The sequence below is a fragment of the Candidatus Margulisiibacteriota bacterium genome (assembly GCA_041661965.1).
Lineage (GTDB): Bacteria > Margulisbacteria > WOR-1 > O2-12-FULL-45-9 > XYB2-FULL-48-7 > XYB2-FULL-45-9.
Window position 1 is genome coordinate 469,903 of record JBAZTH010000001.1, and the last position, 14,692, is coordinate 484,594.

Below are 14,692 nucleotides of genomic sequence, written 5' to 3' on the forward strand. Positions count from 1 at the left end.
TGACTATTGAAAATGTTTAATTTATAAAGACGGAAACCAGCGGCAATATCGCCGCGGTTTCCGTCTTAAAGATGTATTGTGGAAGCCGAGACGATATTGCCTGCCTGCCGGTAGGCAGGTCTCAGGCTTCCACAATAAAAGAACTCATTATTTTAGGAGCAAACGATGACGGTTTTAATTATTAAACATGAATCGACCGAGGGGCCAGGGACGATCGGTGATTTTTTGCGCGCGAACAAGATCCCTAGCCGGACCATTGAAGCGTGGAACGGCGAGCCGCTGCCGACAGGCCTGGCCGGGGTGAGCGCGGTCCTCTCTCTCGGCGGACCGATGAATGTTTATGAGGAAACGAAGTATCCTTTTCTGGCGGACGAGGACAAACTGATCAAGAAAGCCCTGGCCGGAAGAATTCCGTTCCTCGGCGTTTGTCTCGGTGCTCAATTGCTCGCCAAAGCGGCCGGAGGCCGGGTCTATCCCGCGCCGCAAAAAGAGCTCGGCTGGGGAAGAGTAAGCTTGACCGACGCGGCCGCCTTGGACCAGGTTTTTGCCGGCTCGCTGCCGCTCCTCGATGTTTTTCAGTGGCACGGCGACACTTTTGATCTGCCGCCGGGCGGAATACTTTTGGCCGGCGGGGAGATCGTTGCCAACCAGGCTTTTAAGGTCGGCTCGGCCTACGGTTTTCAATTCCACGTTGAAATAAATGAGCCGCTCATTCGTGATTGGTTCAAGACCGGTGCGTCTGAATATTTGGTCCGTTATCATTTGCTGGAAAACGTTTACCGGTCGGCCGCCGACCGGTTGTACCGCAACTTTTTTGCCCTGACTTCCAAAGCTTTGTGAAATTTGATTTTGTTGACTTTTAATGGTCGCCAGTCTATAATTTCCCCACCATGACAGACCGCATCCTAGAGATCGGAAGCGCCGGCCTGGATACCGCCGACCAAAGAGTCAGAAAGATGATGGACAATATGGTCGGATCTCAAGTGCCGGGCTACAGGAAGTCCGAAGCGGTGGTCAGAGGTTTCCCCCTCGAATTGGAAGAAGCGACCAATAAAATTTCCCCCGTTAAACCGCAAGTTGAAGGAACTCATTACTCGACCGAGAGCGGCGCGCTGGTCAAGACCAATAATAAACTCGATGTCGCGCTTGGCAGCGAAGGTTTTTTTGTCGTAACCGGTCCCTGGGGCGAAGGCTACACAAGAGATGGGCGCTTTCGTCTCGATAAGGATGGGCGGCTGATCACGGTCGCTGGAAACCTGCCGATTTTAGGGAAAATGGGGCCGATCGTTGTTACTCCCGGCTCCGATGTTGAATTTACGCAGGAAGGGGCGATCAAAGTCGACGGCGCGGTCGTCGACCAGTTGAAAGTGGTCAAGCCGGAAACCAAAGAGACTCTGGAGTCGCTCAACGGCAGTCTGTTCAAGAAAAAAGAGGCCCTGTCGGTTATGACCGATGTCGAAACCCCCCGCCTGATCCAGGGGTATGTCGAATCGTCCAATGCCAACATCGTCGACCAGTACATGGAAATGATCCAGGTCGAACGGATGACCAACGTGATGAGCAAAGTTATCTTGAACCGCGACCAGAACTTGTCCCGGGCGATGGAACTCGGACGCCCGACCCAGTAATTTAAAGGAGGAAAAAATTATGTTTCAGCCGCTTTATGTCGCCGCCACCGGCTTGGACGCGGTCCAAGACGAAATTCTCGATATTACCAACAATCTGGCCAACGCCAAGACCGTCGGGTTCAAAAAAGGGCGCGCCGAGATGGAAAGCCTTTTCTATGTCGAAAAAAGTTTCCAGGATATCCTCTACGAAGAAATGGCCGGCACGGAAGCAACCCCGGTTAACGTTGAATACGGCACCGGCGTGCGGATCGCTTCGACTCCCAAAGACCACAGCCAGGGGGCGATCGAAGTTACCAACAATCCGCTCGATCTGGCGATCCAGGGGGACGGCTTTTTTCCGGTCAGACTGCCGGACGGCTCGCCGGCTTACACCCGGGCGGGAAATTTCCGGGTCGATAACGACGGGAATATCGTCGATCCCAACGGTCGGATCCTGGAACCGGGGCTCATTATTCCCACCGACGTGACGAGCGTTACCGTCCGCCAGGATGGGATGATCCTGGTTGCCCGTAATAATGAAAGCGATCTGACGGAGCTGGGACAGATCACTTTGGCCCGTTTTACCAATAAAGCCGGTTTGAAATCGATCGGCCAGAACCTCTACCAAAAAAGCGAAGCTTCAGGCGAGCCGGTGATCGGCTTGGCCAATGAAGAAGGTTACGGTTCGATCAATCAGTATTCGCTCGAGCAGAGCAACGTCGACGTTATTTCCGAGATGATGCGGATGGTCATGGCCCAGCGGGTCTTTGACACGGTGACCAAAGCGGTCCAGAGCTACGAAGGGATGCTCGCTTCGCTCGATAAGATGAAAGCGTAATAAGATGAAAAAAATTATCGGCGTATTGCTATTGTGCTGTTCCTTAAGCGGCGTTGTTCTGGCCGCAACGCCGGCCGAGCGGATCGTCGAGACGATCAAAGGAATGGTCCTGGCCAAATACCCGAACGTTGTCCGGGAAGAACTGCGGGTCGAAATTAAAATAGACGAAAAGGGGAAGGCCGCGCTCCTCACGGCCGATGACGCCTCAACCTACCGGGTCATGGAAGTTTTTCCCGATTTCAAACCGATCGGCAATGTTATTTTTCCGATCGAAGTCAAAAAAACCGGCGCGGTCGGTAAGATTTTTGTCCGGGCGAAAGTCGAGGTCTTAAAAAAGATCGTGGTCGCAGCCGCCGGCTTGGGACGCAATAAGCCGCTGCAAGCCGGCGATTTTACTTACGAGACCAGAGATGTTGCCTTGCTGCCGCAAAAATATTACACCGATTTCCAGCCGCTGCTCGGTAAAGAAGCCAAGATCCCGATCCCGGCGAACAGCACGATCTTCGAATGGATGATCGGCGAGCCGCCGGTCATTAGAGCGGGGAGCGAGGTCGGTCTTGTTGTGGCCGCCCCCGATATCAGCGTGCGGGTCGCCGGGCTGGCCCTGGAAAACGGTTATCTGAACGAACAGATCAAGGTCAGGAAAAAAGAGTCCGGCAAAATTCTGTTCGGCAAAGTTCTTTCCAATAATGAAGTTGAGGTGGAATTGAAATGAGAAAGCTCTATGTCGCTTTTCTGCTTGGGTTCCTGGTTTCCGGAGTAGCGACTGCCGATTCGCTCTGGAACGATAAGTCTTCTTCGCCTTATTCGCCCCAGAAACCGTTCAAAGTGGGGGATCTGATCAACGTTATAATCCTGGAAAATTCCAACGCCAGAAATTTGGCCAACACCAAGACCGACGTCAAAGACGACCTCTCCACGAAATATACCCAAACTTTTGCCCGGTTGGCGCCGATCCTCGGGACCAATAATTCGGCGACCGTCAATTTAAGCAATAAGTATGACGGCGGCGGCCAGACGACCCGGGGAAGCAATGTCCAGGCCCGTTTTGCCGCCTGGGTGACGGAAGTTCGTCCGAACGGGATCCTCTCCGTTGAAGGGCATCATAAAGTTGAGGTCAATAATGAACTTCAGGAGATCACTTTTACCGGGTTGATCAGGACGAAAGATATTTCCAACGCCAACTCAATTTTTTCCTATCAGGTGGCCAAGGCCAGCGTTTCGGTGAAGGGGACCGGGTCGGTCGCCGATTCGGAAACGCCGGGTTGGTTTACCAGAATAATTAATTGGCTTTTCTAAAGCAAAAAGAAATGATATTATTGCCTGAAATGAATCGAGTGAAAAAAATATTTGCCGTTTTGCTGGCCGTTTCTTTCGGAACGGCGGTTTTCGCGGCTTCGCCGCCGGTTAGGCTGAAAGATATCGCGCGGGTCCTGGAAGCGCGCGAAAACCAGCTGATGGGTTTCGGCCTGGTGGTCGGCCTTAGGAATACCGGCGATCGCTCGCAGAACGAAGTGACCCAGCAAGCGATGGCCAATGTTCTTTCCCGGATGGGGATCATTCCTCAAGCGGTCGATTTTAAGACCCGCAACACCGCCGCAGTCATGGTGACGGCGGCTCTTCCTCCCTTTGTTAAACCGGGGGACAAGATCGACATTACAGTCTCGTCCGTCGGTGACGCGACTTCACTGCAGGGGGGGACGCTCCTGACGACCCCGCTCCAGGGCGTAGACGATCAGATCTACGCCGTCGGCCAGGGGAACGTGGTGGTTGGGGCGGAATCTTTCCCTTATGTTAAACAGCAAACGACGACCGTCGGCCGGATCCCGGGCGGGGCGCTGGTGGAAAAAGAAGTTCCCGTGACCGCCGGGAAAAGCGGGAGCGTGACGCTGGTCTTGACCCAGCCTGATTTTACTTCCGCCAATCGGGTGGTCGCGGCTTTGAGCCGGGTGGGGCTGAACGCGGAAGCGAAAGACGCGGCGACGATCGTGGTCTCTTCGGATAAGGGAGAAGATTACGTCGCCCTGATCTCCAAGATCGAAGCGGTCCGGGTCACTCCCGACACCGTTGCCAAAATCATCATCAACGAACGGACAGGAACGATCGTCATCGGTGAAAATGTCGTGATCGCGCCGGTCGCCGTTTCTTACGGCGGGATCGAGGTCACGATCCGCGATGTCGCTTTGTACTCTGAAGGCGGGGCGAGCGCCGGCGATCAATATCAGGCGACGACCCGCGCCCGGCTGAACAAGACCGGCGCCAATTTGAAAGTTATTCCGGCGTCGCCGACCCTGGCCAGATTAGTCAGGGCGCTCAACGCGATCAACGCTTCGCCCAAAGATATGATTGCTATCCTGCAGGCGCTGAAAAAAAGCGGCGCGATCAAAGCTGAATTGGAGATTATTTAAATGATAGAAGGAATTTCACCGGTCGCCGCCAGCGGATCTGAAGATCTTTTTCAGGTGCCGGCTGCGGTTAGCCGGGACGAGCAGGTCAAAGAAGAATTTATGACGATGTTTTACAAGGAAATGCTGAAACAGACGTTCAAGGCGCCCAAGCTTGGTCCGGTCGACGATGAGAACGCCGGCCAGTCGGCCTATTCGACCCTGACCGCCGATCTAATGGTCGAGCAATTGGCCCGGCAGATGGCGCAGAGCGCCAATGCCCGGCCGGCCTGGCTGGATGAGCGGGTTAGGGAAGAGGGAGCCCAATGAAAAAAACAGCGATAAAATCGGCTCCGTTCTCCGTTGAGGCCTACATGCCGCTGGTCCACTCGATCGCCTCAATGGTTTCCGCCAAGGGACTGCCGCCCAACATCGAATATGACGACCTGGTCTCCGACGGCACGGTTGGTTTGATGAAGGCCTGGGACAATTTCGACGTTAAGCGCGGGGTCAAGTTCGAAACTTACGCTTCCTACCGTATTCGGGGGGAGATCCTCGACGGTTTGAAAAACTACAATCCGGTCCCGTACCGGGTGCAGGTGATGGTCCGGGACCTGGCCAAGAAAGGGGTCAGCTCCGTTGTCGACCGCAAGAACAAAAAAAATGATGATGAGGAAGAAAAACTTTTAGAAAAAAAAGAGCTTTCGGAAGATGAATTCAAGCAGGCGATCAAGCGGATCAAAAAGATCGTTTCCGCCTCCGCTTTAATGTATCTTTTGTCGATTGAAGACATGCAGACAACCGGGACGGAAGTCTTCGCGCCGAGCGAAGGGACCCCGGCTTCCGACGCGGACTTCGCGGAGCTTAAGGAACGGATCCGTTTTGAGATCGGCAATTTGCCGGCGCAGCAGCGCCAGGTCCTGGAATTGTTCTTTCATAAAGGGATCAACCAGAAAACCATCGCCGAGAAGCTTGACCTTTCCCGGCCGAAGGTTTGTCGGGTGTTGAGCAAAGCGATCGCCGCCCTGAAAAAGAGGTTGAAATAATGGAAGTATTTGACCCGACTTTCGGCCAGATGGAGCGTTCGATGGCGATCGCGACCAAACGCCAGGCGGTCATCACCCAGAACGTCGCCAACGCCAAGACGCCGGGCTTTGAAGCGCTTGAGTTTGACGAACAGCTGATGAAAGCGGTGAAGCGGCAGGATAAAAAAGAGGTCGTGCTGGAAGACGAACTGGCCGCTCTGACCAAAAATTCGGTGGAATATTCTTCTTACGTGAAACTGATGACGTCCAAACTCAATATCCTGAAGACGATTGCTTCGCAGGGCAGGAGGTAATAGATGGGACTTAATCAGGCGATGGCCATTAGCGTTGACGGGCTGGACGCCCAGCGGCGGACCCAGGAGCTGATCGCCTCGAACCTGGCCAACGCCAGCACCACTCGAACGGTTTTCGGCGAGCCGTACCGCCGGAAAGTCGCCGTTTATTCGGAAAAGCCGATGTCGTTTGCTCAAACTCTTAGTCAGGCGGAGAACCGCCTGGCGATCGGCGGCGGCGTTCAGGTGGAAGTTGTTGAGGATAAAGCGCCGTTCGATAAAGTTTACAATCCGGGCCATCCCGACGCCGACGAACAAGGATATGTCCTGATGCCGAACGTTAAAATGTCGGCCGAGTATGCCAACATGATCGAAGCGTCGAAATATTACGAGGCGAACATTACCGCCTTCAACGCGACCAAAAAAATGATGCAGGACGCGCTGACGATCCAATAAGGAGGGGGAACCATGGCCATTAATCCGGTCAATGCCGATCTTCGTTTAGCCCAACTGCTGGGAGATGACCTGATCGCGCAGGCCCCGTCAACGACTTCGCCGGCGCCGCTCGGCTCCGCCGCGGCCGCTTTGACCGGCGACAAGCCCCTTTCGTCGAACATGTTCGATGATGTTCTCAATAAAACGATCGAAGCGCTGAACGGCGTCAGTAAGTCCGAATTTCACGCCAACCAGATGATCGAGCGCTACTCCCGCGGCGAAGTTGAATTGCACGACGTGATGGTGGCCCAGTCGAAAATGAGCGTGATGGTCCAGATGGCGGTCACAACGATCAATGGCGCGGTCAATACGTTCAAAGAAATCACCCAAATGCAGATCTAAAAGATCGCAGAAAGGAATAAATAGATGGCAGAAGCACCGGCTGGTTTTGATTTGCGAAGGATGCTCTTGGTCGGCGGAGTGGTCCTGGTCGTTATTTTTTCCGCCATCTTCCTGTTCATTCGCGGCTGTGCCAGCAGTGATTTCAACCGCAACCCGAGCTATTCGGTCATCTATTCCAACCTTGATCTGAAAGATGCCGCCAACGTTATCGCCCGCCTTAAGGAGCTGAAGATCCCCTATACCATCCGCGAAGAGGGGAAGGCGATCGCCGTCCCCAAGGAAAAAGTCGATGAAGCCAGGCTCGGCTTGGCCGAAAAGAACCTGCCGATCGGCGGTTCGGTCGGCTGGGAAATATTTGACGAGACCAAGATGGGGGCGACCGATTTTGACCGCCGGATCCAATTGGTCCGCGCGATCTCGGGGGAGCTGGCCCGCACTATCCGCCGGATCGAAGGGATCGACGATGTCCGGGTCCAGGTCGTGATCCCGGAAACCAAGCTTTTTGCCGTTTCGGTGGCGCCGGTCACCGCTTCGGTTTTACTGCGTTTGCGCCCGGGCTTTGAACTGACCCCCTCCAAAGTCAACGGGATAGTCCACCTGGTGGCGAGCAGCGTCGAAAACCTTCAACCGGAAAATGTGACCGTGATCGACGATTCCGGCAAGATCCTCTCTAAGCAGGCCGGCCTGCCGGTTACCGGTCTCAATGAAGGGGAGATCCCGCCGCCGCCGCCCGCCAAAATGCTTCCCCAGATCGTCGAAACTCCGGCTGAAATCGTCCTGACCAAGGAAGCGGCCGCGTCGGCCGCCGTTAAGCCGGAAACCAAGGTCAAAGAAGTTTCCAAAGCGGCGGTCCCGGTAGCGCCGACCAAAGCCGCGCAACCGACTTCATTGAAAGTTGAAAAGACCGAGGTTCAATCCGAACCGACCGCCGATCGGATCGTCCTTAAAACTACGGCGGTCAGGGACCTTGAACGGGAGCTTTCCGGTAAAGCGCAGGAGCTCTTGAACCGCTTTTATCCCCCCAATAGTTCGATCGTCAAGGTCAGCGTGTCGATCAAGCCGATGAAAGAGGACGAGATCAAGCTCAAAGACATCAAGATTAAAAAACTTAACACGGTGATCCTGATCGACAACCGGATCGATCTGACCGCGAAATTGAAACAGGCGACCTTTACCACCGTTGCCGCCGCCGTTGGCCATAACAAGAAGCGGGGGGATATTCTTATCCTGCAGAAAGTCCCCTTCCATCTGGCGACTCCTTTGCCGGAAAAGGCCAAGAAGATCGCCAAGAAAACGACCGGCTATTCCGCGGCCTTCCGCCGCTACGTTTTGTGGGGGACAGTCGGGGTAGTTGGGTCGTTGGCCCTGCTCTGGCTCTGGTCGCTCGTCAGCGGCCGGAAAAGTCGCCAGCCGTTGCCGCGTGAAACCAACGTCGCGGCGCCGCTACCGACCGCGACCGCTCCGCCGGCCCAATCGGGAGTGGAGCGGGTCAGGAACGCGGTGGAGCAGAACCCGGAAAAAGTCGCCGACCTATTAAAAAAGTGGCTAAGTGAATAATATGACGTTAACCGGTCGAGAAAAAGCGACGATCTTTTTGTCGATCCTGGGAGCGGATGTTTCCTCCCGGGTGCTCCGCTATTTGCCGGATGAACTGGCCGACCTGATCGCCGCCGGGATCAACCATTTGCCGACGCCATCACCCGAAGCGCTCCAGGAAGTTCTGGCCGATTACCAGGGTTTTTTGGCCCTCCCTGCAGCGCCGGCCCCGCGGGCCCAGCTTAGTCCTATGTCCCAGCCGAGCTACCAAACGATGACAAAAAGAAATTTAAGTTTCTTAATGTACGAACGGCCGCAAACGCTTTCTTTTCTCGTGTCGATGCTGCCGGACGAGGACAAAGGCCAGATCCTGTCCGCCTTGCCCCGCGAACGTTTGATGATCGAGGAATTGGCGCGGAACCTGAAACCGACGCCGCTCCGGGCCAAAGTTGAAGAGCGGCTGCAGCAGGTTTTCGCGGGAAAAGTTTTTTAAACCATGGGATTGATCAAGCGTGATCGCCTGGAAGAAAAAGGGACGGTCGTAATCGAGCGGATCGCGCCGGTCGTTCAAGCGCCGCGCCGCGAACTGCCGCCGTCTCCGCCGCCGGTCCCGTCTCCCTCCGCCGTGGTCCGTTTCCCCAGCGATAATCTTGACAAAGCCCGTTCGGAAGCCCAAAAGATCGTCGACCAGGCGGTAGCCGAAGCCGACCGGATCCGGGCTCAGGCGGTGGAAGAAGGGAAGCAGGAGGGGAACGAGGAAGCGGCCGAAAAGATCCAGGAAGCGTTAGCGACGGTCAACGAAGCGGTCAAAGAACGCAAAACGATTATTAAGGACGCCGAAGGGGAGATCCTCCGCTTGTCTCTGCGGGTCGCGGAACAGATCATCCGTTCCGAAGTTTCTCTGCACCGGGACGTCTGCCTTAACATCGTGACCGAAGCGATCGGCCGGGTCTCGGACCGGGAGCAGATCATTGTTCGGGTCAGCCGGGACGATGCCGAATACCTGAAGCGCTACAAAGACCGCCTGGCCGGGATGTTGGACGGCGTGAAGAGCCTGTCGATCATCGAAGACTCCAACATCGAACCCGGCGGCTGCATCATTGAGACCAACCTGGGCTTCGTTGATGCCCGCATCTCCACCAAAATAAAATCAATCGAAGAAGCACTCCATAAAGTTGCCGCTGAAGAGGCTTAATTATGCCTGATATTGATTACGAAAAGTACCATAAAGCCATCGAGCATGCCGACCTGGTCAAAGTTATCGGCAAGGTCGTCCAACTTGTTGGTTTGATCATCGAAGCGCAGGTCGGCGGTGTTTCCGTCGGCGACCTCTGCACTATTCGGATGGAAAAAGAGAACCGCGAAGCCTACGCCGAAGTGGTCGGTTTCCGTGAAGGGCGGGTCTTGCTGATGCCGCTCGGTTCGACCGCCGGGATTGCTCCCGGAATGCAGGTGACCGCCGCCGGTAAACCGCTGATGGTCAAGGTCGGCCCCGCGATCCTGGGCCGCGTCTTAAATGGTCTGGGCGAACCGATCGACGGCAAAGGGCCGATCGATTGGGATAAAGAGTGTCCCCTTGATGCCGATCCTCCCGATCCGGTAAAACGTCCCCGGGTGACCGAAGTCATGCGCCTCGGGGTTCGGGCGATCGATGGCTTGTTGACCGTCGGCCGCGGCCAGCGTATTGGGATCTTCGCCGGTTCCGGGGTCGGCAAATCGACTACCATGGGGATGATCGCCCGGAACGCCGCGGCGGATATCAACATTATTTCCCTGGTTGGCGAGCGCGGCCGCGAAGTCCGGGATTTTATTGAAGAATCGTTGGGCGAAGAGGGGTTGAAAAAATCGGTGGTGATCGTGGCGACCTCCGACCAGCCGCCGCTCATTCGTCTTAAATCGGCTTTTGTCTCGACCGCGATCGCCGAATACTTCCGGGATAGAGGGAAACACGTTATTTTGATGATGGATTCGGTCACCAGGTTCGCCATGGCCCAGCGGGATATCGGGTTAGCGGCGGGGGAGCCGCCGACGACCAAGGGTTATACCCCGTCGGTCTTTTCCTTAATGCCTCGGTTGATGGAACGCTCCGGGACTTCAGAAGTCGCCTCAATTACCGCTTTTTACACCATCCTGGTCGAAGGGGATGACTTTAACGAACCGATCTCCGACCATGCCCGTTCGATCCTCGATGGCCACATTATTTTATCGCGCGACCTGGCGGCCAGGAACCACTATCCGGCGATCGACGTGCCGCACAGTATTTCCCGTTTGATGACCAGCATTACTGGCGACGAACAAAAGAAAGCGGCGGCCAAGCTCCGCGAGGTCCTGGCCCGTTATTCCGAGGCGGAAGATCTGATCAACATTGGGGCCTACGTTAAAGGGAGCAACCCGAAGATCGATTTCGCGTTAAGCAAGATCGACCAGGTCAATGAATTCCTGAAGCAGGGGACCTTTGAAAAGATTTCCTACGAAGACACGGTTAACCGATTAATTAGTATTTTCCGATAGAAAGGGCAGAATAATGGCAGCGCCAAAACCAGGCAAAAAATTTAAATATGATCTTGATTCGGTCCTGAAGGTCAGGGGGATCCGCGAAAAAAAGGAACAGGAAAAATTCGCCGAAAAACAGCAGGAATACCTCACCGAAAAACAAAAAGAAGAGCAGATCAAAGAAGAAAAGCTGGGGAAAGAAGCGGAACTGCGCAATGTCTTCAAGAAGGGGCCGATCTCCGATTTTGACAAGGTCTTGCGGCGGAAAGCCCATCTTGAAGTCCTCAAGGGGGACCTGGACCAGCAGATCGAGAAGGTTTTAGACTCCAGCAAACAGCTGGAAGAACAGCGGGCCCACCTGGTCGAAGCGATGAAAAACAAGAAGATCATGGAGACACACCGCGAACACAAGCTGGATGATTATAATAAGGTAATGCGGGATTTAGATATGAAGTTCATGGACGAGATCGCGACCCAGAGGTTTAAGAAGCGCGAGACGACTTAAGGACCTTGTTGGCCTTTAGGCACTTGGTGCAAACGTATTCCTTCTTTTTCTTTCCCTTGACCAGGATATTGACCATTTGCAGGTTGGGTTTAAAAAGGCGTTTGCTGTGGCGCATGGAATGCGACACGGTCATGCCGGTAACTGGTTTTTTGCCGCAAGAATAACACTTAAGACTCATGATTAAATAGTATATAATAAAGGCCGAGAAATGTCAAACCTGCAAACACCGGTCCAATACGTTAAAGGGGTCGGGCCCAAGCTCGCCAAGATTTTCGCTAAAGTCGGGGTTTATACGGTTTTGGACCTTTTATACTTCATTCCACGCAGTTACGAAGACCGCCGCTCCATCAAGCCGATCAACCAGCTTCATCCGGCCGACAACGAAGTAATCAGGGGGGAACTCCTCCGGGTCGAGCCGCAGGTTACCCGGAATCGCTTTTCGATCTTGAAAGCAACGATCGGCGACCAGACCGGACGGATCCAGGCGGTTTGGTTTAACCAGCCATTTTTACTAAAATCGTTCCGCCTGGGGATGCAACTGATCATTTCCGGCAAGATCGAGTATTCCGATTACGACGGGCGGCTGCAGATCCTCCCCAAAGATTTTGAGATCGACGATGGCGATCCGACCAAGATCGTTTCCATTTATCCGTTAACGGAAGGTTTATACCCCAAGAAAGTCAGGGCGGTTGTCAAAACCGCGCTGGAAACGTATCTTCCTCTGATCGAGGACGAGAAAGAACGCCGCTCACTGGCGATCCTCCATACCCCGGAAGAAATGCTGGAAGTGGAAAAAGCCCGCAACTATCTGGCCTACAAAGAACTCTTTGTTTTTCAGCTCGGTTTGCTCCTTAACCGGAAGAAATATAAGGAAGAGCTGGCCGGTAATCTTTTAACGATCGATGAGAAAATGAAGAAGGCGTTTTTAGCCGCTCTCCCTTTCAAACTGACCGCCGCGCAAGAGGGGGCGATGGCCGATATTTTCCAGGACTTTCAAACCGGACGGCCGATGAACCGCTTGCTCCAGGGAGATGTCGGTTCCGGTAAGACGATCATTGCCGCGTTTGCCGCCTATGCCGCGATCAAGAACGGCTATCAGGCGGTGATTTTAGCCCCGACCGAGATCCTCGCCCAACAGCATTTCACCAAACTCCAACAGCTTTTCGAGCCGTTTAAGATCACGCTCGACCTGGTGACCGGTTCGACCGCCGGACGGCGTAAAAAAGAGGCTAAACTGACCGCCGATCTGTTGATCGGGACCCATGCTTTGCTGGAAGGAAAGATCACTTTCAATAAATTAGGGCTGGCAGTCATCGACGAACAACACCGCTTCGGCGTTCACCAGCGGGCCAGCCTGATCAATAAAGGTAAGGCCCCTCATATCCTGGTGATGACCGCGACCCCGATCCCGCGCTCCCTGGCTTTAACGTTATACGGCGACTTGGACCGGACGATCATCGATGCTTTACCCCCCGGCCGGGTCCCGATCAAAACATTTTTTGTCACCGAAGGACGGCGGCAGGATTGTTATGGCTTCATCAGGACCAAAGTCAAAGAAGAACGGCAGGTTTTTTTTGTTTGTCCGCTGGTCGAGGAATCGGAGGCGCTTGACCTGAAAGCGGCGACTTTAGAAGCCGAACATCTTCAGAAAGAGATCTTTCCCGAACTTCGGGTCGGGCTATTGCACGGTAAAATGAAAAGTGCCGAGAAAGACAAGATCATGGAGAGTTTTAAGAACAAGGAACTTGATATCCTGGTCTCGACGACGGTGATCGAAGTTGGGATCGATATCCCCAACGCGACGGTCATGGTCGTCGAACACGCCCAGCGCTTCGGCCTTTCCCAGCTCCATCAGCTCCGGGGACGGATTGGGCGGGGGAGCGAGCAGTCTTTTTGCTTCCTGGTCGGCGATCCCAAAACGCCGGAAGCCAAAGCTCGGATCAAAGCGATGGTGGAGACGACTGATGGCTTTAAAATTGCCGAAGCTGACCTCCAATTGCGCGGGCCGGGCGACTTTTTTGGCGTCAGACAGTCCGGTTTGCCAACGTTTAGGGTTGCTGATATAATGAGGGACGAAAAAATCATCCAGCAAGCCCGGGCCGGAGCCCAGGCCTTGATAGAAAAGGACATTGAAAGTGCGCGTAATCGCTGGGCTAGCCAAGGGGCGTCAGCTGAAGACCCCAAAGGGATCGAACACTCGGCCTTTAACTGACCGGGTCAGGGGGGCGTTGTTCAATATTCTCTCGGTCAAAGCGGTCGAGAGCGAATTTCTCGACTTATTTGCCGGGACCGGTGCGGTCGGCATCGAAGCTTTATCTCGCGGGGCTGATCGGGCGGTGTTCGTTGAGCTCAACCGGAACGCGGTCGAATTGATCCGGGAAAACCTGGCCCTGACCGGATTTAGCGAGCAAGCCGAAGTTTTTCAGGCCGACGTTCTCCGGGCGATCGGCTTACTGGCGGGAAAAGGCGAAAAATTCGACCTGATCTTTATCGGCGCTCCATATGACAGTCCGTTACTGGTCAAAGTCATGGAAAAGATCGCCGAGTCGGAACTTCTGAAACCGACGGGGATCTTGATCGCGGAACACCGCAAACAGCATCAATTGGATCCGGTCTATGGTAAAATCGAGTTGTACCGAGAAGCCGGTTACGGCGAAACAATTTTGAACTTTTACAGGATTAAAAATGAATATAGCAGTCTACCCGGGAAGCTTTGACCCGATCACCAACGGCCACCTGGATGTTATCGAGAGGGCGGCCAAGCTCTTTGATAAGGTCATTGTCGCTATTATCCGGAACCCGGAAAAAAAATCCTTTTTTTCCCTTAAAGATCGCTTCGAAATGCTCAAATCTTCTTCCTTTCACTGCGATAACGTCGAGATCGACAGTTTTGACGGCTTGCTGGTCGATTACGTCCGGCGAAAAAAAGCCGGGGCGGTCGTGCGTGGCCTGCGCGCCGTTTCCGATTTCGATTATGAATTCCAGATGGCGCTGACCAACCGCCGGATGGCGCCGGAAATTGAGACCGTTTTTCTGATGACGGATTACCGCTATTCGTACTTAAGTTCCAGTTTCGTGAAGCAGATCGCCCGTTTAGGCGGCGACGTTTCCAGCTTGGTCCCCGGCCCGGTCGGGAAGCGCCTGCAAAAGCTAAAAAAAGGAGCGCGTTAAAAT

At 54.3% G+C, this 14,692-nt stretch carries 20 protein-coding genes; 19 read left to right on the plus strand and 1 reads right to left on the minus strand.

Annotation, left to right across the window (positions count from 1 at the left end; translation table 11 throughout):
• Window positions 1–165 precede the first annotated feature (165 nt).
• Genes WC772_02040 through WC772_02115 form a run of 16 tightly spaced genes read left to right on the plus strand, consistent with a single transcriptional unit; the run spans window position 166 to window position 11,518 of the window.
• Window positions 166–840: a type 1 glutamine amidotransferase gene (locus WC772_02040; GenBank protein ID MFA6169537.1), complete on the plus strand. Its 675-nt coding sequence runs from the start codon at window positions 166–168 to the stop codon at window positions 838–840.
• 50 nt (window positions 841–890) lie between these two features.
• Entirely contained in the window at window positions 891–1,628 is a 738-nt protein-coding gene (locus WC772_02045; protein MFA6169538.1) for a flagellar hook basal-body protein, read from the plus strand.
• Window positions 1,629–1,647: 19 nt separating this feature from the next.
• The gene (gene flgG, locus WC772_02050; protein MFA6169539.1) at window positions 1,648–2,445 is read left to right on the plus strand and encodes a flagellar basal-body rod protein FlgG; all 798 of its coding nucleotides are present in this window, start codon (window positions 1,648–1,650) and stop codon (window positions 2,443–2,445) included.
• Between the two features lie 4 nt (window positions 2,446–2,449).
• Window positions 2,450–3,160 carry a flagellar basal body P-ring formation chaperone FlgA gene (gene flgA / locus WC772_02055; protein MFA6169540.1) on the plus strand — a complete coding sequence of 237 codons (711 nt, stop codon included), beginning with the start codon at window positions 2,450–2,452 and terminating at the stop codon, window positions 3,158–3,160.
• Complete coding sequence (locus WC772_02060) at window positions 3,157–3,744, plus strand: flagellar basal body L-ring protein FlgH (GenBank protein ID MFA6169541.1); 588 nt, start codon at window positions 3,157–3,159, stop codon at window positions 3,742–3,744. Before flgA ends, WC772_02060 begins: the two co-directional genes overlap by 4 nt.
• A 38-nt stretch (window positions 3,745–3,782) precedes the next feature.
• Entirely contained in the window at window positions 3,783–4,853 is a 1,071-nt protein-coding gene (locus WC772_02065; protein MFA6169542.1) for a flagellar basal body P-ring protein FlgI, read from the plus strand.
• Complete coding sequence (locus tag WC772_02070; GenBank protein MFA6169543.1) at window positions 4,854–5,159, plus strand: hypothetical protein; 306 nt, start codon at window positions 4,854–4,856, stop codon at window positions 5,157–5,159. It begins immediately after the preceding gene.
• Entirely contained in the window at window positions 5,156–5,875 is a 720-nt protein-coding gene (locus tag WC772_02075) for a sigma-70 family RNA polymerase sigma factor (GenBank protein ID MFA6169544.1), read from the plus strand. Before WC772_02070 ends, WC772_02075 begins: the two co-directional genes overlap by 4 nt.
• Window positions 5,875–6,168 carry a hypothetical protein gene (locus WC772_02080; GenBank protein ID MFA6169545.1) on the plus strand — a complete coding sequence of 98 codons (294 nt, stop codon included), beginning with the start codon at window positions 5,875–5,877 and terminating at the stop codon, window positions 6,166–6,168. Before WC772_02075 ends, WC772_02080 begins: the two co-directional genes overlap by 1 nt.
• Window positions 6,169–6,171: 3 nt before the next feature.
• Window positions 6,172–6,603 (plus strand): flagellar basal body rod protein FlgC, encoded by a 432-nt coding sequence (gene flgC / locus WC772_02085; GenBank protein MFA6169546.1) that lies wholly within the window; start codon window positions 6,172–6,174, stop codon window positions 6,601–6,603.
• Between the two features lie 12 nt (window positions 6,604–6,615).
• Window positions 6,616–6,984: a flagellar hook-basal body complex protein FliE gene (locus WC772_02090; GenBank protein ID MFA6169547.1), complete on the plus strand. Its 369-nt coding sequence runs from the start codon at window positions 6,616–6,618 to the stop codon at window positions 6,982–6,984.
• 24 nt (window positions 6,985–7,008) lie between these two features.
• Entirely contained in the window at window positions 7,009–8,541 is a 1,533-nt protein-coding gene (gene fliF / locus WC772_02095; GenBank protein ID MFA6169548.1) for a flagellar basal-body MS-ring/collar protein FliF, read from the plus strand.
• 1 nt (window position 8,542) lies between these two features.
• Entirely contained in the window at window positions 8,543–9,013 is a 471-nt protein-coding gene (locus WC772_02100; GenBank protein ID MFA6169549.1) for a hypothetical protein, read from the plus strand.
• A gap of 3 nt (window positions 9,014–9,016) precedes the next feature.
• Window positions 9,017–9,715: a FliH/SctL family protein gene (locus tag WC772_02105; GenBank protein ID MFA6169550.1), complete on the plus strand. Its 699-nt coding sequence runs from the start codon at window positions 9,017–9,019 to the stop codon at window positions 9,713–9,715.
• Between the two features lie 2 nt (window positions 9,716–9,717).
• Window positions 9,718–11,031, plus strand: a complete 1,314-nt coding sequence (gene fliI / locus WC772_02110; protein ID MFA6169551.1) for a flagellar protein export ATPase FliI — start codon at window positions 9,718–9,720, stop codon at window positions 11,029–11,031.
• A gap of 13 nt (window positions 11,032–11,044) precedes the next feature.
• Window positions 11,045–11,518: a flagellar FliJ family protein gene (locus tag WC772_02115; GenBank protein ID MFA6169552.1), complete on the plus strand. Its 474-nt coding sequence runs from the start codon at window positions 11,045–11,047 to the stop codon at window positions 11,516–11,518.
• Here the strand turns inward: WC772_02115 and rpmB are convergent.
• On the minus strand, window positions 11,496–11,696 hold the full coding sequence (gene rpmB / locus WC772_02120; GenBank protein ID MFA6169553.1) for a 50S ribosomal protein L28: 201 nt from the start codon (window positions 11,694–11,696) through the stop codon (window positions 11,496–11,498). The genes WC772_02115 and rpmB overlap by 23 nt on opposite strands.
• A 30-nt stretch (window positions 11,697–11,726) precedes the next feature.
• On the opposite strand from rpmB, the gene recG reads away from it, so the two are divergent.
• The 3 genes from recG to coaD are packed head-to-tail and all read left to right on the plus strand — an operon-like array spanning window position 11,727 to window position 14,689.
• A complete protein-coding gene (recG, locus tag WC772_02125; GenBank protein ID MFA6169554.1) occupies window positions 11,727–13,730 on the plus strand; it encodes an ATP-dependent DNA helicase RecG in 2,004 nt (667 codons plus the stop codon).
• On the plus strand, window positions 13,654–14,235 hold the full coding sequence (gene rsmD, locus WC772_02130) for a 16S rRNA (guanine(966)-N(2))-methyltransferase RsmD (protein MFA6169555.1): 582 nt from the start codon (window positions 13,654–13,656) through the stop codon (window positions 14,233–14,235). The genes recG and rsmD overlap by 77 nt, the downstream gene beginning before the upstream one ends.
• Window positions 14,204–14,689, plus strand: coding sequence for a pantetheine-phosphate adenylyltransferase (gene coaD / locus WC772_02135; GenBank protein MFA6169556.1), 486 nt, complete (start codon window positions 14,204–14,206; stop codon window positions 14,687–14,689). Before rsmD ends, coaD begins: the two co-directional genes overlap by 32 nt.
• The last annotated feature ends 3 nt before the right edge of the window (window positions 14,690–14,692 follow it).